We start from the raw sequence: 21,699 nt of genomic DNA, 5'->3' as shown, positions 1-21,699 counted from the left end.
CCCCCTATGCCTTTCCGAGCCTGATCTGCGGATCAAGTATCCCGTATGCTATATCTACGAGAAGATTGGATACAGCAAATATGACACCGATGACCATTGTTACTCCAATAATTGCGTTATAGTCCTTATACATAAGTCCCGCTATACTATATGATGCCATTCCGGGCCAGCCGAATACAGTCTCTACAAGGAATGCGCTTCCGATAAGTGAGCTGAACTGCATTCCTATGGTAGTAAGTACAGATATGAATGCATTCTTTAGCATGTATCTGTTGTATATGAGGTTGCTCGGAAGCCCGTAGGAATTGGCTGCAACAATGTATTCTTTGTTAAGCTGCTCAAGCATGTTCGTCCTGGTCAGCCTCATTATCTGGGCTGCTGATGCGATTGCAAGAGCCATTGCCGGAAGGAGTATATGCTGGAAGCTATTTGCAAATGCAGCGAAGTTTAAAGTAAGAAGGCTGTCCAAAAGGCGCATTCCAGTTATCCCGGTCGGTACCACCTTGCCTCTGCCAATAACCGGGAACCAGCCAAGTACGTATGAGAAGAAGAATTGGAGAAGAATAGCCAGGAAGAACCTCGGAAGGGCTATGCCTGATAGCGAAGTCACCCTTATTATCTGATCAGAAAGCTTATTGTTCCTGACTGCTGCGATTACTCCCATAGGTACACCGATAGCAACTGCGAAAATCATGCCGACAAGGCTGAGCTCAAAGGTTGCAGCAAAAGTATCCCTGATATCCAGGAATACATTCCTTTTGGTCCTGAGTGAAAGCCCCCAGTCTCCAGTGAAGAGTCCCTTCACATAGTTGAAATACTGTATGTATACAGGCTTGTCCAGACCCATCTCGATCCTCAGGGCTTCTATCTGCGCCGGCGTAGCGTCCGTACCTGCTGCGAGCCTTATTGAATCGCCCGGCATAAGACGCGTTAGTATGAATATGAGTATCGACAGTCCTAACAGTGCAGGAATGATTCCCAGTATCCTTTTGACAAGATATTTTTTCATCGTATCACTTCCATCATTCATTATGTATTCATGTTAGGTCAAAAGTCTAACCATTGGATAAAAGCAAAGGGAATGCCCTTAGATGGGTAGCCCTTTGCTTTCATCTTCATGCTGATTCTGTTATGTCAGACTAATAAATTCACTATTTCTGTATAGTCAAACCATAGAATGCAAGGTCATATCCCATAAGTCCGGTATAGTTGTAGTCCTTCACATAATCCCTGTATGCCAGGTAATGTGTAGGATTCGCAAGGTATACTGCTGGGAACTTTGCTGTAACAAGTTCCTGCGACTTCTTGTAGAGTGACATCTGCTCTTCCTCTGTTGCTGCCTTCCTGGCATCGGTAAGTATTTGATCTACTTCTGCATCCAGGAACCAGCTCATGGACCTATATGAGCCCTTTGCTGATGAATGGTATATACCATAGGTATGACTGTCTACATGAGGATACTTGAGGCTGTCTGATATTACAGTAAGGTTTGGTGTAGTATCAGGCTTTGAAGCTGCCTCTGTGACCTGAGCCCAGCTTACTGGCATCTGCTCCACAGTTATCCCTATTTCAGAGAGGTTAGCTGCAACAAGCTGTGCGAACTGCCTCTGCTGTGCATTTTCTCCAAGGTACATGAATGTAACTTTGACTTCCTTGCCTGCATACTTCGAAGCTGCAAGTGCTGCCTTTGCCTTTTCAAGGTCCCTTGTAACAGGCTTTACATTCTCACTTGCTCCCGGAACTACGACCGGTACTGCACCAGCTGCGGCAACGCTGTTTCCAAGGATATCTTCAAGTGCGGTTGTATAGTCTATCGCATACGCGATTGCCTGCCTGACATTGATGTCGTCAGTCGGAGCCTTCTGCATGTTCATCGGGAAGTACTGAAGCTTGGCACTTGGATCCTCAGCTACAACTACTCCGCTGGTTGACTTAAGTTCCTGGTATGCGGATACTGCCAGCCACTGATGGATCATATCTGCTTCGCCTGAAACAAGAAGTGTCTTTACTGTAGCTTCCTCTGTTATCGTAAGCATCTGTGCCTTCTTTATCTGGTTGTCCTTCCATCCTCTCCAGTAGCCTTCGAATGCCACGAAGTCAATGTATGACTGCCTGTCCCACTTCGCAAGCTTGTACGGTCCTGAACCAGCTGCATTTTCAGCTATATAAGCCAAACCGTAGTCCCCGTTGTCTCCGAAATCTCCTGCTGCCTTGTTTGCCTTCAGAAGCTCTGAATCAACTATGAACAGCTGTGTAAGTGTCGATACGAATGGTGCGTAAGGATTCTTCAATGTGAATACCACTGTATACTCATCGGTTGCTTTCGCTGAATCCAGAACACCGCTCCAGAGCCATGCAAAGCCTTTGTTTATAGCAATCATTCTCTCCATGCTGTAAACTACGTCAGCTGCCTTGAGCTTGTTTCCGCTCTGGAATGTTATGTCTTTCCTGATCTTCATCGTGTATACTTTCGCTGAATCATCAACTGTGTATGATTCTGCCACGAAAGGGACCGGCGCCATTGAGTCATTCTCCATATCAGGATAGAATAGAGGGTCGTAAAGGTTGATGGCTGTAAGTACTTCTGTCTCATCCTTTATCTGGGCAGGATCGATAGTACCTACAAGTTGCTGTGCTACATATAGGAATCCGTCATCTGCAGCTGGAGTTGTCGGTGCATTAGGTGTTGTCGGTGTAGCAGCTCCCGTTCCACATGCCGTTATGATAGTAGAAACCGTGAGGATAGCCAACATTTTTTTGAGATTGCTGATCTTCATTTATTTTACCTCCCTATTTTGTGTCAATCCATGATGATTAAAAAAATGGCATAAGTTCAACATCAAATATCTTTGAATGATGACCCCTATGCCATACATAATCGTCCTGAACCTTATATAATTTGCATTATATCATATAAAGCGTCTGGTTGTATACACACATTATTCATCTATTGTTATCAATTTGGTTATAATTTGATTGTTTAATTGTCATATTATCATACATTTTTTATTTATTCTTCCCATTGTGCTTTATCGAAGCTGCAATCCCGGAATTAATATGCAGTGTTCAGCAAAGATGCTTTATACTAGAGAAAGCTCATGCTTTTCTACGTTGCACTTTTAAGTGTTTTTATCATCTCAGTCAGCATTTCCACATTATCGTGCAGCTTTAGTATGGTGCTTCCCACGAACACTCCATCCGCTCCTGAATCCTTGGACATCCTGATGTCCTCAGCATCCCTTATTCCTACTCCGACATATATCTTCCTGTCGATTCCGATAGACTTCAGGTGGTTTATGCAGTCCTTCAATGTAGGGTAGTTGGGATCGATGTTGTTTGTCATCGGCTTTGCCTGAAGGTATACGAATCCATTTGAATTTCTGGCAGCTGTCACCTCATTTTCCGGCATATGGAACTGTACATAGCAGGATATCTTCAGTCCATTTTCAATTAACCTCTGCTGGAGTCCCATGTTGTCTCCGACATAGATCATGTCTGTTAGGTCATTTTCAAGGCAGAACTTGACAAAGTCTTCCTCCCCTATCTCTTCTACAGTGTTGTCATAAGCAAGGACAAGAAGAGGCGTGCCCGGATTCTCATTTTTGATTCTGACTATCCCTTCCATGTACTTTGAATAATCGCTGCAGTTTTCCAGGGCTGACTTCATTCTGCCAGCAATGAACTCACCTTCAAGGTAAGGGTTTCGCGAAGGGAAATCAACTTCAATGACATCACAGCCTGCTTCGGTATATATGCGAGCCATTTCAACGCTCTTTTCGATGGTCGGATATCCATTGGACAAATAACATATAAGCTTCATCACATACCTGCCTTATTGCCGTAATATGCCTCAACGAACAGCTCTCTCATCTGTTCCCTTGTAGGGATGATCGGATTGGTCTTTGTGCAGCCGTCTGCTATGGCGCTATCTATGAGGTATTCGATCTTTTCCTTGAACTTGTCCTCATCCTTGATTATCGAATCAAGTGATTCAGGTATGTCCATACTTCTGTTAAGGTTCCTTACAACAGTTGCAAGGTCCCCTTCAAGTCCCATGGATCTTACAAGCCTGTCATACTTTTCCTTAGCCCAGTCTTCATCACTGTTGAAGTCGATGACGTATGGCAGAAGGATAGCGTTAAGGAGTCCATGTGACTTGCTGAACACACTTCCCAGAGTGTGTGCCATTGAATGCACTATGCCAAGGGATACGTTTGTGAACGCCATGCCTGCTGCCATTGATGCATTGAGCATCACTTCCCTGTTTTCTATGTTGTTAAGGTCCTGCATCACCTTTGGCAGGTATATTGCTATATCCTTTACGGCAGCTTCAGCCAGGATGTCACTTACATAATTCGCTCTTCTTGATACCCATGCCTCTAAAGCATGTGTCATCGCATCCATACCGGTCTCTGCTGTTATACCCTTGGGCATGCTTAAGGTGACATCTGGATCGAGTATGGCGATATCCGGCATCATCTCCATGTTTCCTATTCCGAACTTGGTATGGGTGCCATCCTCAGTTATGACTATTGACCTGCTTACCTCGCTGGCTGTACCGCTGGTTGAAGGTATGCATATGAGCCTTGCCTTCTTCCTGAGCTTTGGAAACTCATTTGGAGGAAGTATGTCCTCCAGTGCCTTTAATTCATCGTTCTCATAGTATATCCACATGGCCTTAGCTGCGTCCATTGCCGATCCGCCGCCTAAGCCAACTATTATGTCAGGCTGGAAGCTCTTCATCAGTTCCGCACCCTTCATAACTGTGCTGAATAGTGGATCCGGTTCAACACCAGAGAACACTTCACTTTCTATGCCGGCGATCTTAAGGTAATCTATTACCTTCTGAAGCATGCCACTCTTCTTCATACTGGATCCGCCTGTGACTATGACTGCTTTGCTGCCCTTGATTGTTGTAAGATGTTCAAGGCATCCCTGCCCGAACATCAATTCCTGGCCAGCAAGCTTCATCGGTCTCATCATATCATTCACTCTCCTGATTCTTTGCGTCGATTACCTCTTTAGTAAGGTCGAAGGAAATCGGATTCTCGAGCTTTCCTCCAACTTTAAGGCTTGACCCGATTATGGCAGCATCAGCTACCTTAAGCTGCTCCTTTATGTTTGCCGGCTTCACACCGCTTCCGATAACAACCGGTATCGATGATATTGCTTTGACCCTCTTTATGATCTCCATCGGTGTTTCCTTGCCTATATGTGTTCCAGTAACTATTATTGCATCTGCTCCGCAGCTTATAGCTGCACTTGCAGAGTCCTCAATGGATACTGTAGGAAGCACCATATGGGTGTGCTTGACCTGTATGTCTGCAAATATCATGACATCCTCTGCATTAATGCTCTTCCTGAAATTCATGGCTTCCCTTGCACATGGGGTTATTATTCCGCCATAGAACTCGACAGTATCCACAAATACTGGAATCCTTACAAAATCTGCCCCTATTGCCTTAGCAATCGAAAGCGAGGTCTTGTAGTCATTCATTGCAGCATCTATACCTATTGGAAGGCTTACCTTATCCCTTACCCTTGTGCTTATTGCAGCAAGCGCTATGGCCTGAGCTGTATCAAGCTCTATCCCGAACGGATCGTCACCCATGTTCTCTACGATTATCGCATCCACTCCTGCTTTTTCAAGGGTGACCGCATCATTTATCGCCTGAGTAAATATCTCTTCCATGTTGTCTTTGAACTTCATTGTGCCAGGAAGCGGAAGGCAATGTACCATACCTATTACTGGTTTCTTCGAAAAATCAAGCTTAGCCAATTCCATTTCCTCCCTTGTGGTAAATCTCTATTCCATCCAGTACTATCTTGCAAAGGTCCTGTTCTGACTTGGTCCTCGCTTCTCCTTCAAGTACTTCCTTCAGGTTCTTGAGCACAGTGGTCATGGTCACGCTGCAGACCTTGATATCCATTAGGCTTCCAAGTACGAGCATGCAGCTTGTTTCCATGTCCACACCTGATATGTTATATCTTGAAATCTCATCGAAGGTCTTAAGGATATCGGTATCCATTTTCTTTGAAAGCCTTGATTCTCTCATCTGGCTGTAGAAGCCATCCATGGTACAGGTTATCCCGTTGATGTATTCCCTGCCGTTCATAGTAACCGATCTGTTCATGCAGTTAACAAGGTCAATGTTTGCAACCGCAGGGAAGCTTTTCGGAACATAGGTGTCGCTTGTGGATTCCATCCTCATGGATCCGTTAGGTATAAGAAGCTTTCCAAGCATGCCATCCTTGAGTCCCATTACGGTCCCCATCCTTATGGCAACCTCCATGCCGCAGTCATAGAGCTCTTCCATGGCTATGGCTGCTGATGGCGCTCCTATGCCTGTAGAGGATATTGTAACGGGTATTCCATGGTATGTTCCCGTATATGTGTTGAACTCCCTGTTGAAGGCTATATGTTTAGGATCATCCAGGAGTTTCTGAAGCATCTCGACTCTCCACGGATCCCCTGAGAAGATCACATATTTTGAGATTGTTTCCTTGTCTGCCTTTAGATATAGTGTTGACATAAATTCTCCTTTCAATGAAAAGTCATAGGTTTCTTTTGTATTCTTCAAGTCTCTGGTTGAATCTTTTAAGATCCGGAGCATTGGTCGTGCATCCAACAGCCTCGATTATGAAGGATGCCATGACACTGCCCATCTGGCATGAAGCCTCGGTGTCATACCCGTTCAGATAGCCATACAGGAAGCCTGCAATGTAGGAATCTCCTGCCCCGGTGGCATCCACAAAGCTCTTTGTAGGGCATACTTTTATTTTCTTGTGGATTATGCCTTGTTCCGTCTTCTCGAAGCATTCGCTTCCATTCTCTCCAAGGGTGGTCACAATAAGCTCAGCCTTACCCATATCGAACAGGTCTGTTATTTCATCTATTCCCATAAGCTCGTTGATTTCTTCCCTCTCATGCTCGTTAGAGAAGATGATCTTGCTGCTGAGGAGTATCTCTTTTAGGAAGCTAACAGGGAATGCATCATAATCAAGCTTTGTGCCGAAGACTATGGGTATTCCGTGCTTCTGGCATTTTGAGTAAAACTCACTGTTGTCGTTATATGACCCGACAGTTATGAGAGCAAGCCTTGTATCCTCAAAGTACTCATCTGGAAGCTCTGAAGCATACTTTGCATCCATGGCTCCTGGATAGAATATGGTAACATGGTTGTTGTCCCTGTCGGATACTATGTAGCAGTTTGATGATGATTCATTCTCAATTGTCTTCAGGCCATTTAGCGGTACATTGGCATCCTTCAGGTACTGCAGAAATCCCAAAGTGTCGTTATCTTCCCCTACCCTCAGCAGAGGGAGAGGATTCATTCCGAGCTTTGCCATGATGTATGATACGTTGATGGGACATCCGCCATAATATGGCCTTGTATTGTCAGAGTTGAGTATGATTGACGTATGTCCGACCTTAAGCGGAGAATCCACTTTCACTATCCTGTCGATGCTCATGTACCCGCTAGTCACAACATCATACATATCAAAGCTCTCCTTTTCCAAGAAGGACAAACAGCTCTTCTGAGGTGACTACCTTCCCGAAGTACTTTCTGATATCGGTCAGATGGACCTGGTTTACAACCTCGTCGTTTGTTGCTACGCAGTCAGACACGACATAGGCATTGTAGTCATTGTAGTAGGCATCAGTCACCGTAGCCCTTATGCAGCAGTTTGTCTTGGTACCAACCACTATGACATTCTCTATCTTGTTTTCCCTGAGTACCAGGTCAAGGTCTGTTCCGAAGAACCCGCTGTATCTCCTCTTCCTTATGACATAATCCTTCTTCTCATCCACTTCAAGCATGCTGTCTATCTCATCTCCGCCTGAGCCTTCAATACAATTAGGTCTCATGTTGATGAGGTTCTTGTCAAACTTATCCTTCCTGTAGCTGTGCCTGAAGAATATTACAAGGACATCATGCTTCCTGCATTCCTCAAGTACTTCCTTTATCCTGGGTAGGACTTCCCTGTTCTGCGGATAGAATACAAGTCCATCAGGATCTGTAAAATCCTTTACCATGTCAACTATAAGCAAAGCGGTATTACGCATTTCTAAACCCCCTTAGCCTGGTCTTCTTGGATTCCATTGATGAAACGAAGAAGAGCACCAGAACAATCATTATATAAGGTATCATGTCAAACAGACCTGATATAGGTCCTGCATATAGTCCAAGGTTAATTGCCAGGGACCTTGCCAGTCCGAATAGTATGGCGTATATGGATGACTTTACTGGATGTGCCTTTCCGCAATATATGGCTGCTATGGCTATGAAGCCTCTTCCTGCTACCATGTTGTCTGTGTATAGGGCCATCCTCTCCGCTGAGAGGTTGATCCCTGCAAGGGCACAGAGGACTGCACCAATTAGTATTGCTGAATACTTCAGCATGTCGCTCTTGAGACCGACTGACTTTGCAGCCTCTTCATTCTCACCTACTACCCTCAGGTGTATCCCAAACCTGGTCTTGTAAAGAACTATGTATACAACTGCTATAAGCAGGAAAGCCACATATGTTATGATCGTGTGGTTGCTGAGGATATTCGACAGTATGGGTATCTCGTTTACCACAGGTATTGCAATCTTCATGTCATTCACGTTTATGATCTGGCTCAGGTTGATGTTTGAGAGCTTCATAAACTTTAATGTGAAGGTTCCTATTGCTGCTACAAGGATATTGAGTCCGAAGCCGGTTATTATGAAGTTGCTCTTTAGAGTTATGCTGAAGAGCGAGAATATGAGCCCGACTAAGAGCGTGCAGGTAATCGCGATAAGGATCCCCAGATAGAAATTACCAAACAACAGTATTGAAAGAGAACTGGAGAATGCTCCCATGACTATCATGCCTTCAAGCCCTATGTTCAAGACATTTGCCTTGTAGGCGAACAGCCCTCCAAGTACGGCCAGAATTATCGGCGTGCTGTGGTATACAGTATCGTATAGTATGTTCCCTATAAGGTTCATGCCTTCTCACCCTCCTTTACAACAGCCTGTCCTGCTTCTGCCTTCTTGCTTTTTACCTTTATCTTGCCAGCAATCTTCAGCCTTTCGAATATGAACTTGGCTGAAAGGAACAGTATAAGTATTCCCTGTATTATCGCGACTATGTCCTTTGGAACATTTGTGTATATTCCAATGTATTCGCTTCCTGTCTTGAGTGCTGCATAGAATATGGATGCTATGAGCACTCCGACCGGATTATGGCTTCCGAGGAGAGCTATGAGCATACCGTCCCAGCCAAGTCCTGGGTTTCCTGAAAAGTCCAGGGTAAACCTGTACTTTTCACTCATAAGGTATCCTGCTCCTGCAAGCCCGCTTAAGGCACCGCTTATCAGCATTATCTTTACTATGTTGGTACTTACCTTCATTCCCATTGCTTCTGCAAACTCAGGATTCTTTCCTATGGCAGTTATCTCATATCCAAGCTTCGTCTTCTTGAAAACTACGTAGAGTATTATGAACACTGCTATCGAGATGAAAAAGAACATGGTGAGGTTCGAGCCGAACATCTTATTGAACATGGCGGTGTCACTTATCGCATAGGTAGCCACATATCCTGAAGCAGGATCCCTGAATACTCCCTGGGACAGGTACTTGACCAAAACAACAACCGCATAGTTCAGCATGAGTGTTACGACCATCTCATCAACCTTGAAGTATGCCTTAAGGATGGCTGGTACCAGGGCATAGATCATGCCTGTCACCATACCTACGACAAGGCATATGGTTACATGGACTGCTGGTGAAAGTCCGGTAAGCGAGAAGCCTGCGACTCCTGCAAAGAATCCACCAAGCACTGCACCGCCTTCTACTCCCATGTTGAAGATATTGGCCTTGAAGGTTATGGCAATTGCCAGTCCTGTAAGTATAAGAGGTGATGCCAGATGAAGTGTCTTAAGTATTCCCTCCGGGTCAAGCAGTGATTTCTCAATCATTATCCTGTAGGTCGTTATTGGGTCTTCACCTATTGCCAGTATGAGTACTGCTCCGAGAAGGAAGGCTGAAAGTACCGGTATTAGGATTCCAAGCAATGACCTCATTATCTTTTCAGTTTTCATTCTTGTCCTCCAATACATCCGCAACATTTCGCGTTATACCTGCCATTAGCAGTCCGAGCTCTGTTGCTGTTGTCTTATTCGCATCGACCACTCCTATGATATGGCCTTTGTACATTACTGCTATTCTGTCACTTAGGTTCATGATCTCCGAAAGCTCACTTGATATGAGCAGTATTCCCTTGTTCCTCTGCCTGAGCTCGAGTATCTTGCTGTGTATGAACTCAATGGAGCCTATGTCTACACCCCTTGTCGGCTGTGATGCTATAAGAAGGCTGGGGTTCGACTCGAACTCGCGGGCAATTATTATCTTCTGAGCATTGCCTCCTGATAGTGATGATACGTTTGCGAACCTTTCTGAGATCCTTATGTCGTATTTGTCTATGAGGCTCGTGGATATCTTCTCTATTTCCTTGAACTTCAGGAATCCTCTGTTTGAGTATTCCGTATTATCATGATGACCAGCTATGAAATTGTCATCAAGTGACATGTCTACGCATAAACCCTGGGCATACCTGTCCTCTGGTATTATGCCTATCCCTGACTTCCTTATTTCCTTTGGCCATAGGTTTGTTATCTCCTGTCCGTCCAGGAAAATCTGACCTTCTGTTGATTCCATAAGTCCTGTAATGACCTTTACAAGCTCGCTCTGGCCATTTCCCTCTACTCCGGCTATACCGAGTATCTCTCCTTCGTGGATCTTGAGGTTGATATTTTGAAGGCACTTCTTGCCCGGCTGGGATTCTGTGCCGATGTTTCTAAGTTCATAGATGACTCTGGATGCACCTGAGGCATTCCTGCTTAAGTTCACGTTCTCCACGACCTGTCTTCCGACCATCATGGTAGCTATCTCAAATGCATTGGTATCCTTTGTCTCCTTGGTCCCGATTATCTTGCCCTGCTTAATCACTATTACACTGTCACTTACTTCCATTACCTCCCGCAACTTGTGCGTTATGAGGATTATGGTCTTGCCCTGCTTCTTGAGCTCCCTGAAGCTCTCGAGAAGCTCATCAACCTCCTGTGGTGTAAGTACCGCAGTTGGCTCGTCAAATATGAGGATGTCTACATTCCTGTAGAGCATCTTGAGTATCTCTATCCTCTGCTTTGCTCCTATTGAGATGTTCTCGACCTTGTCTTCCGGATTGAGGTCGAACTTGTAGTAGTCTATTATCTTCCTTACTTCTTCCTTTTCCTTGGCATTGTCAACAAAGAGGCTTTTCAACCTTTTACCGCCGATTGATACATCCTTTGTAATTTCTGTACCCAACATGATGTTCTCATATACGGTAAGGCTAGGCACCAGCTTGAAATGCTGGTGCACCATTCCTATCCCATTTGCTATGGCATCTACCGGGGATTTTAGCTGTACTTCTTTATCATCGATAAGGATCTTACCGCTTGTTGGCTGCAGCAGACCGTAGAGCATGTTCATCAGGGTTGTCTTTCCTGCTCCGTTTTCTCCGACGATTGCAGTTATTTCGCCCTTCCTGATTCCAATGCTGATATTATCATTTGCCGTGAATTCTCCGAACTTCTTAACCAGGTTTACGGTTTCGATCTTGTACATACTATCCCCTTCTTCAGCTATTAATCGTTAGGCATCATGACATTCGTAAGCTTAGCCTTGTCGAATGCTTCTCCTGCCTGTGCATTTGTAACCTTTATGGTTCCTGCTGCTATCTTTGCTTCAACGTCCATGATCTCTTTCTTTATCTCTTCCCACTTTGCTTTTCCTGATGCCTGTACTGCTGCTCCTATAGTTGAAAGGTCAGTGATTCCAGTTGCCTTGGATTTAAGGTCATAGGATATTACCTTTCCTGCTACGTCTGCCATCTTACCTGTCTTATACTTCTCTGAGATTGTGTATACTGGTACTTCAGTATTCTTGAGAACGCTTGTCATAATGTAACCAGGCTGATTTGCATCCTTGTTTGCATCTACTTCAATGGCAAGCTTCTTGACTTCCTTGGCCTTGGATGTGACTCCGTCGCCTACTGCTCCTGCTACCGAGTATATTATGTTCACTCCATCTGAGTAGTAAGTATTAGCCTTGGTTGCTCCTGCAGCTGAATCGCTGAATCCTACATTGTAGTCGCTTATATAAGAGTATTTGACTCCAAGCTTAGCTGCTTCATAGTTAGCACCTTCTGCATATCCGTATCCGAATACTGTTATACCGTTGGACTTTGTTCCACCGAAGAATCCAAGCTTCCTTCCTGCATCTCCAGCTGTGAAGCTGTACTTGGTTGAATCAAACAGTGTTGCAGCATTCTCATTTACGAGTACACTTAATGCTCCTGCAAGGAATGATGACTGGTGTACATCGAAGAGTACTGATATGACATTCTTGTGCTTCACGGTTCCATCTGCCTTGACATTTGGATTGTCATTGAAGACAACGAATGTGGTGTCCGGATACTGCTCTGCTATTGGCTTTCCGCCTCCGACGCCATTGATGAGTGCATCAAAGTTGTACTCAAGTGAGAATATCAGCTTGTAGCCAGCCTTTGCAAGCTCTGCAAGGCTTCCAGGTACGTCAGTGCTCTCTACTACTCTGTATTCAAGTCCGAGGTCCTTCTTGACCTTCTCGAGTCCCTTGATTGCAGAAGCATTGTAGCCATTGTCATTCGGGCCTGCTGCTGATGTGATTAGCGCCACTCCCATTTCCTTGGTTTCTGGAGCCTTGGTTCCGCATGCAACGAACGATACCATCATGAGAAGCATTACAGAAACAGCGACGATCTTTCTTGTTAGTCCGGTTTTCTTCAATTTTCTTTCCCCCATCTTTATTATTTTGTCTGATTGATATAGAACTTGAACCTATCCGACCTGTAGTAGCTCTTGAATGTCTCGATTGGAATCTCTCTTCCGTTAACTATCCCCAGTGTTATTGCCCTGAAGAGAATCACTGGCTCTTTCTGGTCGAGCTCCAGAAGCTCTGCAACCTCATCTGTAACCAGAACAGCCTCCAGTGTCCTTGTAGCGGAGGTTATCTTTACATTGTATTTGCTTTCCAAGATGTTGTAGATTGATTCCTTAGAAAAATCATATTCCTCGATTCCCGGAAATATCTTTATCGGCAGGTATGCGATAGTGTAGTTAACCGGCATTCCATCCGCATAATACACTCTCTTTAGCATCAGCACCTTATCTCCAGCTACAAGATGAAGTCTCTTCTGCCTTCTCTTGTCTGCCTCGATGACTTCCTGGCTTATAAGCTTCCTTGTAGGTACCATCCCCATCTTCACGATATCTTCTGTGCAGCTCATAATTGAGATCAGGTCGTGCTTCGCTTCCTCTTCCCTGATGAAAGTACCCTTACCCTGGACCCTAAACAGATATCCTTCTCCAACTAGGTCATCAACCGCCCGCTTCGCGGTTATCCTGCTGACGTTGAACATCTTCATCAGTTCCCGCTCACTGGGAATCATCCCACTCTCACTGAAAGCCTCACTGTTTATCATCTCAATCAGCTTCTTCTTGACCACAAAATACTTGGGAGCCATTTCATATTCTCTTTCCATTTTTAACACCTCCTATCAATATGTCGTTATGTTGATATATCCACTTATGATAATAAAGAAGTCGTTTCCATAAGTCAAGTAAAATTACATATGAAACGACTTACATTCTTCTAAGCCTGCTTCTCGAAACCGATTATTTCAGAAATGATCTTTTTACCATGCTTTTACAAATATGGTGATTGTTCTTCTATAGATATGCTATGTTCGAGGTGATGTGACCTCTATCTGAATGAATTCTATTCGATTTTTTATTGAAACTCAGTAGACTGATAATTCAACAAAGCACACTTGCTAATTTTTGTTTCATGTAATACACACACTATACATCCACTTACACGAATTCTTAATATTTTACAAAATTATTTACAATTGCGGATGATTGAATAAATGTAGTACCAAATGCAAGTATTCACACCTTTCCAAATTTATATTTAGAATAGATAACACTCAATTTGGTTCTATGATCCACGAAAAAAACTCTATGTGACTCAATATACTCAAACCATATATTAGGTATGCTCATACCTGCACCATTTGGACATGAACACATTGTAGCTTTACTTATCATCCTGCTATAAATATTTTTAAAGTTCTCTAAGTCTCTTAATATTTCTTTATTAACACCGATTGATATATCCGAGTTAATCAATGCAGTCATTTCTGCTTTAAATACATCCGCTTCATAAATAATATCATCACCATATGGATTTATATAATCAACTTCATAGATTGCAGTATATATATTATAGACATTACATAATCTTAAAAATTGGTTTATGACCGTCTGATCATTATTTATTTCGATTTCTTTAGGATAGTGAAGGTCTTTAACCTTAGGATTTTGCAGTAAAAAATTTTCTATTAAATCCCAATAATGAATTTCGATTGGAATTTTGCCTTTTCTACTCCGAAAATATTGTTGAATCTTCGCATCTCTCTTTGCTGTAGTTACAAAATATAACTTAGATAGTGATGGAGAGATTTCTTCGGCCAATAAAACATCATTTTCAATAATTTCTATTGTTAATTTTTTTGTTCTATAATTCTTACACTGTACACCTATATTTCCGCCTATTAAATCTATACCATTTTGCTTTTGACCTTGTCTACCCCATTTTTGAAATTGGAGAGACAAAATATTAGAAAAATAATCACATACAATATCTTCAAATTCCTCAAATACTTCTGGTGGAATCAAACCAATCTGCGAAATTGTTGGCATACATTGTCACCTCTTTATCAAATCATTTTAAATATTTTCAAGAATCTAGTAGATAGTCCAGAATGTATTTCTATCACGATAGATTTGTATTTACCTTCCTGAAATTTCAAACAGCTAAAAATATTATCAAGTTAGATTAGTCATTAGCAGTATTGTTTTGACAAGTGTCTTACTTTAAATCTAATCATATCCCGATAGAAAGTATATGTGTAATAACATGCTATCGCGACTGCCGGAGCTGTCTTCTTACCAACCTGCTCCAGGAAGCAGTGGTATTTCAGGCCCTGAAATGCCTGGAGCTGCCCTTCCACGATATATCGATAGCGCTCATCTGTGATAATATGAAATTCATCGCAGAACGGCATGTTCCTTGCTATTGTCTCCTGAAACAGAGATCGATTCTCCTTAACGTTTATGAACTGCTTCGGATAGTTTTTCTGGAAAGAGGCCAGAGGCGATCACCGCTGCCTCCTGCTAAACAATACACTTCATCCTGTTTCCTCCACTGATCTATCTAAAAAGCTATGCTTTCTAATGTGCTATAAACTATACTTTCTTACTAATTCACAAGTCCTGATAATGCCTCTGAAAGTCCCTTCAGGGAACTCCTTGAAGCCTCCAGGCTTTCACCCTTTACTCCCAGATAGAACTTGATCTTAGGTTCTGTACCTGACGGTCTCACGCAACACCAGCTGTCCTTATCCAAATCGAAGTATAGTACATCCGATTTCGGTAATCCTGTTGGATACTTTTCTCCAGTAACCAGTTCGAGAGTCTCATTTTTCTTATAGTCTCTGATTACCAGTACGTTGAACTCGCCGATTTTTCTAGGTGGGTTTTTCCTAATATCAGCGAGTATGCTCTTGATCTTATCAGCGCCATCTGCACCCTTCAAAGTGATTGATTTCAGGTCTTCATTGTAGTACCCGTATTTCTCATATATGCGAAGCATCTGGTCCCAAAGGGTCAATCCGCGCTCTTTATAGTATGCAGCAGCCTCGCATAGAGCCATGACTGCAGCGATAGCGTCCTTATCCCTTGCATGAGTTCCCACAAGACAACCGTAGCTCTCTTCGAATCCGAAGAGGTATTCGTATGATTTGTCCTGCTCGAAGAATTTGATCTGCTCGCCGATATATTTGAAGCCTGTCAGGGTCTCGACTATATTAACTCCATATTCCTTCGCAACTTCTTTTGCCATATTGGAGGATACTATGGTTGTAACTAAGGCGCCATTAACCGGCAGCAGTCCTTTTCCCCTTTTTACCTCGAACTGATATTCCGCTATCAGCATCCCTGACATATTGCCGCTGAACGGCACGTATTCACCATTCCTAGTGTCTTTTGCATAGACACCGAGTCTGTCTGCATCAGGATCCGTTGCAAGTACGATGTCCGCATCAACTTCCTGAGCAAGCTTAAGGGCAAGTGTAAACGCCTTGGGGTCTTCCGGATTTGGGTAGGTCACTGTTGAAAAGCTGCCATCAGGAAGCTCCTGTTCCGGCACCACGTGAACCCTTGTGAATCCGAGGTTATTAAGTATCCTTCTGACAGGAAGATTCCCTGTTCCATGGATTGGAGTGTACACTATCGTAAGCTCTGGTGCTATCTTTCTTATGGATTCCGGACTAAGCACAAGCTTCTCTAACTCTTCCATATATCTGTTGTCGATTTTCTCACCAATAACATTGAATAATCCAGCTGCTTCAGCTCTATCTCGGTCCATGGTTTTTATTGATGCATAATCTGTAACTGAATTTACTTCATTAATGATTTCCTGATCCAGCGGTGCTGTGATCTGTGCACCATCTTCCCAGTAAACCTTGTAGCCGTTGTATTCCGCTGGGTTGTGGCTTGCAGTGATAACTACTCCAGCGACACATCCCAGTTCCCTAACAGCAAATGACAGCTCTGGAGTAGGTCTTAACGTTTCAAAACGATAAGTCCTTATGCGATTTGCATTAAGGCATAGTGCAGTAACCTCTGCAAACTCCGGGGACATGTGTCTCGAGTCGAATGCTATCGCAACACCTTTATTTTCTCCACCCCTCTTCAGGATATAATTTGCCAATCCCTGTGTTGCTCTCGCAACTGTGTAGATATTCATACGGTTTGTTCCAGCACCAATAACACCACGGAGACCTCCTGTACCAAAGGACAAGTCCTTATAGAACCTATCCCTGATCTCAGAGTCATCGTCCCTGATTGACATCAGTTCCTGCTTTGTAGCTTCGTCATAATGGGCACCTGTACACCATTCTTCATATCTTTCCATATAATCTATTGAAATCACCATTCCCAATTGCTGTATTCAACATCGTTAATTGCCAGTTCTTCACCGATCTGTACCTCAATGAAATGAAGGTCAGTAATGGCACGTACTGAATGCTTCTGTCCCTTGTGTATATATGCAACATCCCCCGGGTGTACGTTCCTCATATGGCCATCGATAAGGAGGTCTCCAGTACCTGCCACAAATGTCCATATCTCATCCCTTACGGTATGTTTCTGATAGCTCAGGCTCTGTCCTGACTTCATGCTGAGGCGCTTCGTGATTGACTTCTTGCTACCTTCATACTGGTTAAGGTCTATTATCTTAGCCTCACCCCAGGTGCGTTCCTCAAACATTGGTCTCTCTCCTATGTGGTCTACATAAGACTTAAGGTAGGAGCTCTTGTTCTTGTCTGATATGAGAATCCCGTCCGGACTTGCAGCAACTATAAGATCAGTTGCACCAAGAACAACGACTGGTATGGAAAGTTCATTAATAACATTGGTACCTGTCGTATTTTCACCTATGGTGGCATTTCCCATGTATTCGCTGTCCATTACTTCGGTTAGTGTATTCCAGGTTCCCAGGTCCTTCCATTCTCCGTCATAGGGAATCATGGCAACAGATTCAGCTTTCTCCACCACCTCATAGTCAAAGCTGATCTTCTTGAAGCTGCTGTAGTTTCCAAGAAGTTCCTTATATGTGGTGCAGTCACAATATTTTTTAACGATTTCCATCATATATCCTAGCTTGAATGCAAACACTCCACCGTTCCAGACCGCCCCGTCCTCAAGAAGGATCTTCGCCTTCTCCTCGGTTGGCTTCTCAGTGAACCTCGCCACCGGACGGGCATCGTGGACAAGTTCTCCATTCTTCGGAACAATATATCCGTATTTTGCTGAAGGGTAGGTAGGCGTTATACCCATCAACAAAATGTCAGCAACCCCATCTTGGACTGCCTTTTCCATCTTCACCAAGGTCTCAAAGTATCCGATCTCCACATATGGGTCAACAGGCAGTACGAGCACTACCTCATCAAGCGGAACCTTCTTTTCCATTGCGAGATATGCTGAGGACAATGCAATCGCCGGGAACGTGTCCCTTCTCTCTGGTTCGATTACTATGTCTACCTGACCACCCAGGTGGTTCTGTATTGAGTCCACCTGACTTGCACCAGTGGCAACTACAATGCCGCTATCCGGACAGACAGTAGTTATCTGTCTGTAAACTCTCTGCACCATAGACTCATATTCGCCTTCTTCATTCTTGAGCAGCCTCAGAAACTGCTTGGACCTGGTGTCATTTGAAAGTGGCCATAGCCTCTTTCCTGAACCACCTGACAATAATACTATGTTCATCTGTTTTCCTACCTTTCAGCACGCATTTCACTGCTCAGGAAATCCTGATAGGCGAGCGTTATTCCGACCTCAAGATCAGTCCTGTATTTCCATCCAAGGCTTTCCAGCTTGCTTACATCAAGTAGCTTCCTCGGGGTTCCATCAGGCTTCGTAGTATCCAGTGCTATACTCCCCTCGAATCCTACTACCTTCTTGACTATCTGGGCCAGCTCAAGGATTGAGACTTCCTTTCCTGTTCCCAGGTTTACTGTCTCATTCCCTGAGTAATTGTTCATCAGATATACGCAGGCGTCTGCCAGGTCATCCACATATAGGAACTCCCTTAGTGGTGTTCCCGTTCCCCAGATTACTACTTCTGTAAGACCAGCTTCCTTCGCTTCATGGAAGCGCCTTATCATTGCAGGAAGCACATGCGAGTTCTGCGGATGGTAATTGTCATTCAGACCGTACAGATTTGTTGGCATTACGCTGATATAGTCAGTGCCATGCTGCCTGTTAAGATACTCGCAGTACTTGAGACCGGAGATCTTTGCAAGCGCGTACGCCTCATTTGTCTGCTCGAGTGAACTTGTAAGGAGACTGTCCTCCTTTATTGGCTGCGGTGCCATCCTCGGATATATGCAGGAGCTTCCGAGGAACATGAGCTTCTTCACCTTGTTCTCGAAGGAGCTTTTTATCACATTCATCTCCATTATCATGTTGTCATACATGAAATCGGCTGGATATGTGCTGTTTGCCATTATGCCGCCTACCTTTGCTGCTGCAAGGTACACATAGTCAGGCTTCTCCAAGGCAAAGAACTCTTCCACTGCCGCCTGGCGTCTGAGATCAAGCTCTTTTGAAGACCGGGTCACTATGTTTGTATACCCTTCTGCCTGAAGCCTTCTGATAATGGCAGAGCCTACCATTCCTCTGTGTCCGGCCACATAAATCTTGTCAGTCTTGTTCATTACTTCAATCCACCCGCTTTGACAAATTCCTCTGAAGATTTCCCAACAATGCTCTTCATGTCCTCATCCACCATCATCTCAACAAGGCCCCTGAAGCTTACCTGACGCTTCCATCCGAGCTCATTTTCCGCCTTGGTGCTGTCGCCCCATAGAAGCTCTACTTCCGCAGGTCTGAAGAATTCCGGGTTGATATCAACAAGAAGTCTTCCAGTCTTCTTATCGAAGCCCTTCTCGTCCACTCCTGTACCCTTCCATTCAATCTCCACTCCCACTTCTGCAAATGAAAGCTCGACGAATTCTCGGACTGTATGTGTCTCATTTGTTGCAAGGACATAGTCACATGGCTTATCCTGCTGTAGCATCCTCCACATTCCTTCTACGTAATCTCCTGCAAATCCCCAGTCTCTCTTTGCATCCATGTTTCCAAGTGACAGCTTCTCCTGCTTGCCTGCCATTATGTTGGCAACTGCTATTGTTATCTTTCTTGTTACGAAGGTCTCTCCCCTTCTTGGTGATTCATGGTTGAAGAGTATCCCGTTGCATGCGAACATGTTGTATGATTCACGGTAATTAACTGTTATCCAGTATGAATAGAGCTTGGCTGCTCCATATGGGCTCTTCGGATAGAACGGTGTCTGTTCGCTCTGCGGAGCAGTTCCAGGTATTCCTCCGAACAGCTCTGATGTGGAAGCCTGGTAGTACTTGCAGCTGATTCCGCTCTGACGAACCGCCTCAAGAAGCCTTATAGTTCCTACACCTGTAGCTTCTGCAGTATATTCCGGCACCTCGAAGGATACTGCTACGTGTGACTGAGCAGCAAGGTTATATACCTCGTCTGGCTTCACCTTTGAAATGAGCATTGCCAGGTTGCTTGAATCAGTCAAATCCCCATGGTGGAGGAAAATACGGCCTTTATCGCTCTTATCATTCAGCAGGTGGTCGATTCTGTCTGTGCACGGTGTGCTATGCCTTCTTATGATTCCATGAACCTCATACCCTTTATCTAACAGCAGTTCTGACAGATAGGATCCGTCCTGCCCTGTTATTCCAGTTATAAGTGCAACTTTCTTCATTTCGCTCAATTCTTTCTTCCCCTTTTCATCTACAATATTTTACTGATGTCTGATACACAAAAAGAAATCAGCATCACATCGCAAGTTTTGCTGATTTACGCTTTTAATAACAATTTTAGAGCATTATAATATAGAAGTACATGGATGCAATTGACATCTTTCAGTAAGATATTGCCTATCTTTTATTAATAAGCAATCATAGCAATATTTTACCTACTATACTAAAAAGGATGAACTACATAATGGAACAGATTAATGAGACAAACAAATTAGAAACCTTCTTCGATGCTTATCATGAATCAGAATTGACTGCATATTACAGAATCATCAATACTCCAAGCGAATTCGCTAAGGAAAATCTTTTCTACATTCAGGAATCCGGCTCACTAAAGAGCCTTAAAAGTCATATCAAACAAAGGGAACAGCTTAATTCTTATCTGTTCATGGCAGTACTTTCAGGAAGCGGACAGTTCACATATAAGGGAGACACACATAAACTGAAACCAGGCAGCTGCCTGCTAATAGACTGCAACTACCACTATTCACACCAGAGTAGCGATACTGATCCTTGGGAACTGATGTGGGTACACTTCAACGGAAAGAATATTAAGCCTTATATCACCCAATATAGAAGCATCAATCCAAAAAGTGTTTTTCACACTGATATTGCAACCGATTATACAACAATAATAGGTTCCTGTTTGGATGCAGTGAAGATTAATGATATAAATTCAGAATTCATAATATCCAAGATGTTAACAGATATACTAACCCTTTGCATCACAAGAAGAAATAATAAAATCGGTCAAAAAGACATCGAAAAGATGGCCAAGATAAAGGAATATATTGATAATAATTTTGCGAAAAAAATCTCCCTGAACGAGATTGCTCAGGAATTTTTCGTGAGCAAATATTATCTCGCCAGAGAGTTTAAAAAATACTATGGAATGACAATCGGGGAATATATCAGTGCTAAAAGGGTGAATTCCTCGAAGGAGCTATTGAGGTTTACGAATAAATCAATTGAGGAGATTGCAACTCTTTGTGGTATTACTGACACTAATTATTTTGCGAAAGTATTTAGAAAATTTGAAGACTGCAGTCCGAGTGATTACAGGAAAAAATGGTAAACCCTCACTTTATTAACTCAATAATCGCATAATTGTCAAATATGCCAGGAAATATGTCTAACCTTTTTAAAACTAGATTATTCAATATTTACACTCTA

General features: G+C 43.5%; 19 protein-coding genes. 1 reads left to right on the top strand and 18 read right to left on the bottom strand.

Features of this window, described 5'->3' with window-relative positions; translation table 11 throughout:
• Window positions 1–4: 4 nt before the first annotated feature.
• From J2Z34_RS12985 to gmd, 18 genes are all read right to left on the bottom strand, one after another.
• Window positions 5–1,009, bottom strand: coding sequence for an ABC transporter permease (locus tag J2Z34_RS12985; RefSeq protein WP_209460300.1), 1,005 nt, complete (start codon window positions 1,007–1,009; stop codon window positions 5–7).
• 142 nt (window positions 1,010–1,151) lie between these two features.
• The gene (locus J2Z34_RS12980; protein WP_209460299.1) at window positions 1,152–2,777 is read right to left on the bottom strand and encodes an ABC transporter substrate-binding protein; all 1,626 of its coding nucleotides are present in this window, start codon (window positions 2,775–2,777) and stop codon (window positions 1,152–1,154) included.
• A gap of 329 nt (window positions 2,778–3,106) precedes the next feature.
• Window positions 3,107–3,820 (bottom strand): tryptophan synthase subunit alpha, encoded by a 714-nt coding sequence (locus J2Z34_RS12975; RefSeq protein WP_209460298.1) that lies wholly within the window; start codon window positions 3,818–3,820, stop codon window positions 3,107–3,109.
• Window positions 3,820–4,983: an iron-containing alcohol dehydrogenase gene (locus J2Z34_RS12970; protein ID WP_209460297.1), complete on the bottom strand. Its 1,164-nt coding sequence runs from the start codon at window positions 4,981–4,983 to the stop codon at window positions 3,820–3,822. The genes J2Z34_RS12975 and J2Z34_RS12970 overlap by 1 nt, the downstream gene beginning before the upstream one ends.
• A 1-nt stretch (window position 4,984) precedes the next feature.
• Window positions 4,985–5,779: a BtpA/SgcQ family protein gene (locus J2Z34_RS12965; RefSeq protein ID WP_209460296.1), complete on the bottom strand. Its 795-nt coding sequence runs from the start codon at window positions 5,777–5,779 to the stop codon at window positions 4,985–4,987.
• A complete protein-coding gene (locus J2Z34_RS12960; RefSeq protein ID WP_209460295.1) occupies window positions 5,772–6,533 on the bottom strand; it encodes a nucleoside phosphorylase in 762 nt (253 codons plus the stop codon). The genes J2Z34_RS12965 and J2Z34_RS12960 overlap by 8 nt, the downstream gene beginning before the upstream one ends.
• A 22-nt stretch (window positions 6,534–6,555) precedes the next feature.
• On the bottom strand, window positions 6,556–7,500 hold the full coding sequence (locus J2Z34_RS12955; RefSeq protein WP_209460294.1) for a carbohydrate kinase family protein: 945 nt from the start codon (window positions 7,498–7,500) through the stop codon (window positions 6,556–6,558).
• A 1-nt stretch (window position 7,501) separates the two neighbouring features.
• The gene (locus J2Z34_RS12950) at window positions 7,502–8,068 is read right to left on the bottom strand and encodes a cysteine hydrolase family protein (protein WP_209460293.1); all 567 of its coding nucleotides are present in this window, start codon (window positions 8,066–8,068) and stop codon (window positions 7,502–7,504) included.
• Window positions 8,061–8,978 carry an ABC transporter permease gene (locus J2Z34_RS12945; RefSeq protein ID WP_209460292.1) on the bottom strand — a complete coding sequence of 306 codons (918 nt, stop codon included), beginning with the start codon at window positions 8,976–8,978 and terminating at the stop codon, window positions 8,061–8,063. Before J2Z34_RS12945 ends, J2Z34_RS12950 begins: the two co-directional genes overlap by 8 nt.
• Window positions 8,975–10,072 carry an ABC transporter permease gene (locus J2Z34_RS12940; RefSeq protein WP_209460291.1) on the bottom strand — a complete coding sequence of 366 codons (1,098 nt, stop codon included), beginning with the start codon at window positions 10,070–10,072 and terminating at the stop codon, window positions 8,975–8,977. The genes J2Z34_RS12945 and J2Z34_RS12940 overlap by 4 nt, the downstream gene beginning before the upstream one ends.
• A complete protein-coding gene (locus J2Z34_RS12935; RefSeq protein WP_209460290.1) occupies window positions 10,062–11,639 on the bottom strand; it encodes an ABC transporter ATP-binding protein in 1,578 nt (525 codons plus the stop codon). Before J2Z34_RS12935 ends, J2Z34_RS12940 begins: the two co-directional genes overlap by 11 nt.
• 20 nt (window positions 11,640–11,659) lie before the next feature.
• Entirely contained in the window at window positions 11,660–12,787 is a 1,128-nt protein-coding gene (locus J2Z34_RS12930) for a BMP family lipoprotein (RefSeq protein WP_245250752.1), read from the bottom strand.
• A gap of 74 nt (window positions 12,788–12,861) precedes the next feature.
• Window positions 12,862–13,596 carry a GntR family transcriptional regulator gene (locus tag J2Z34_RS12925; protein WP_245250743.1) on the bottom strand — a complete coding sequence of 245 codons (735 nt, stop codon included), beginning with the start codon at window positions 13,594–13,596 and terminating at the stop codon, window positions 12,862–12,864.
• 409 nt (window positions 13,597–14,005) lie between these two features.
• On the bottom strand, window positions 14,006–14,818 hold the full coding sequence (locus J2Z34_RS12920) for a hypothetical protein (protein WP_209460288.1): 813 nt from the start codon (window positions 14,816–14,818) through the stop codon (window positions 14,006–14,008).
• 559 nt (window positions 14,819–15,377) lie between these two features.
• Complete coding sequence (locus J2Z34_RS12910; protein WP_245250741.1) at window positions 15,378–17,093, bottom strand: phospho-sugar mutase; 1,716 nt, start codon at window positions 17,091–17,093, stop codon at window positions 15,378–15,380.
• A 14-nt stretch (window positions 17,094–17,107) separates the two neighbouring features.
• Complete coding sequence (locus tag J2Z34_RS12905; protein ID WP_209460286.1) at window positions 17,108–18,448, bottom strand: sugar phosphate nucleotidyltransferase; 1,341 nt, start codon at window positions 18,446–18,448, stop codon at window positions 17,108–17,110.
• A gap of 8 nt (window positions 18,449–18,456) precedes the next feature.
• Window positions 18,457–19,398, bottom strand: a complete 942-nt coding sequence (gene fcl, locus J2Z34_RS12900; RefSeq protein WP_209460285.1) for a GDP-L-fucose synthase — start codon at window positions 19,396–19,398, stop codon at window positions 18,457–18,459.
• On the bottom strand, window positions 19,398–20,471 hold the full coding sequence (gmd, locus tag J2Z34_RS12895; protein WP_209460284.1) for a GDP-mannose 4,6-dehydratase: 1,074 nt from the start codon (window positions 20,469–20,471) through the stop codon (window positions 19,398–19,400). Before gmd ends, fcl begins: the two co-directional genes overlap by 1 nt.
• 242 nt (window positions 20,472–20,713) lie before the next feature.
• Here gmd and J2Z34_RS12890 point away from each other — a divergent pair, with 242 nt between their 5' ends.
• On the top strand, window positions 20,714–21,601 hold the full coding sequence (locus J2Z34_RS12890) for an AraC family transcriptional regulator (protein WP_209460283.1): 888 nt from the start codon (window positions 20,714–20,716) through the stop codon (window positions 21,599–21,601).
• The last annotated feature ends 98 nt before the right edge of the window (window positions 21,602–21,699 follow it).

This window comes from Youngiibacter multivorans, assembly GCF_017873395.1.
In the GTDB taxonomy this organism is placed as follows: Bacteria; Bacillota; Clostridia; order Clostridiales; family Clostridiaceae; genus Youngiibacter; species Youngiibacter multivorans.
The sequence above is the reverse complement of the archived record's forward strand: the minus strand, read 5'-3'. Positions and strand labels throughout refer to the sequence as shown.

Bases quoted from the DNA above. Each gene is read 5' to 3' on its own strand.
- J2Z34_RS12985 (WP_209460300.1), bottom strand. From the start codon at position 1,009: ATGAAAAAATATCTTGTCAAAAGGATACTGGGAATCATTCCTGCACTG.
- J2Z34_RS12980 (WP_209460299.1), bottom strand. From the start codon at position 2,777: ATGAAGATCAGCAATCTCAAAAAAATGTTGGCTATCCTCACGGTTTCT.
- J2Z34_RS12975 (WP_209460298.1), bottom strand. From the start codon at position 3,820: ATGAAGCTTATATGTTATTTGTCCAATGGATATCCGACCATCGAAAAG.
- J2Z34_RS12970 (WP_209460297.1), bottom strand. From the start codon at position 4,983: ATGATGAGACCGATGAAGCTTGCTGGCCAGGAATTGATGTTCGGGCAG.
- J2Z34_RS12960 (WP_209460295.1), bottom strand. From the start codon at position 6,533: ATGTCAACACTATATCTAAAGGCAGACAAGGAAACAATCTCAAAATAT.
- J2Z34_RS12955 (WP_209460294.1), bottom strand. From the start codon at position 7,500: ATGTATGATGTTGTGACTAGCGGGTACATGAGCATCGACAGGATAGTG.
- J2Z34_RS12950 (WP_209460293.1), bottom strand. From the start codon at position 8,068: ATGCGTAATACCGCTTTGCTTATAGTTGACATGGTAAAGGATTTTACA.
- J2Z34_RS12945 (WP_209460292.1), bottom strand. From the start codon at position 8,978: ATGAACCTTATAGGGAACATACTATACGATACTGTATACCACAGCACG.
- J2Z34_RS12940 (WP_209460291.1), bottom strand. From the start codon at position 10,072: ATGAAAACTGAAAAGATAATGAGGTCATTGCTTGGAATCCTAATACCG.
- J2Z34_RS12935 (WP_209460290.1), bottom strand. From the start codon at position 11,639: ATGTACAAGATCGAAACCGTAAACCTGGTTAAGAAGTTCGGAGAATTC.
- J2Z34_RS12930 (WP_245250752.1), bottom strand. From the start codon at position 12,787: ATGATGGTATCGTTCGTTGCATGCGGAACCAAGGCTCCAGAAACCAAG.
- J2Z34_RS12925 (WP_245250743.1), bottom strand. From the start codon at position 13,596: ATGGAAAGAGAATATGAAATGGCTCCCAAGTATTTTGTGGTCAAGAAG.
- J2Z34_RS12920 (WP_209460288.1), bottom strand. From the start codon at position 14,818: ATGCCAACAATTTCGCAGATTGGTTTGATTCCACCAGAAGTATTTGAG.
- J2Z34_RS12910 (WP_245250741.1), bottom strand. From the start codon at position 17,093: ATGGAAAGATATGAAGAATGGTGTACAGGTGCCCATTATGACGAAGCT.
- J2Z34_RS12905 (WP_209460286.1), bottom strand. From the start codon at position 18,448: ATGAACATAGTATTATTGTCAGGTGGTTCAGGAAAGAGGCTATGGCCA.
- fcl (WP_209460285.1), bottom strand. From the start codon at position 19,398: ATGAACAAGACTGACAAGATTTATGTGGCCGGACACAGAGGAATGGTA.
- gmd (WP_209460284.1), bottom strand. From the start codon at position 20,471: ATGAAGAAAGTTGCACTTATAACTGGAATAACAGGGCAGGACGGATCC.
- J2Z34_RS12890 (WP_209460283.1), top strand. From the start codon at position 20,714: ATGGAACAGATTAATGAGACAAACAAATTAGAAACCTTCTTCGATGCT.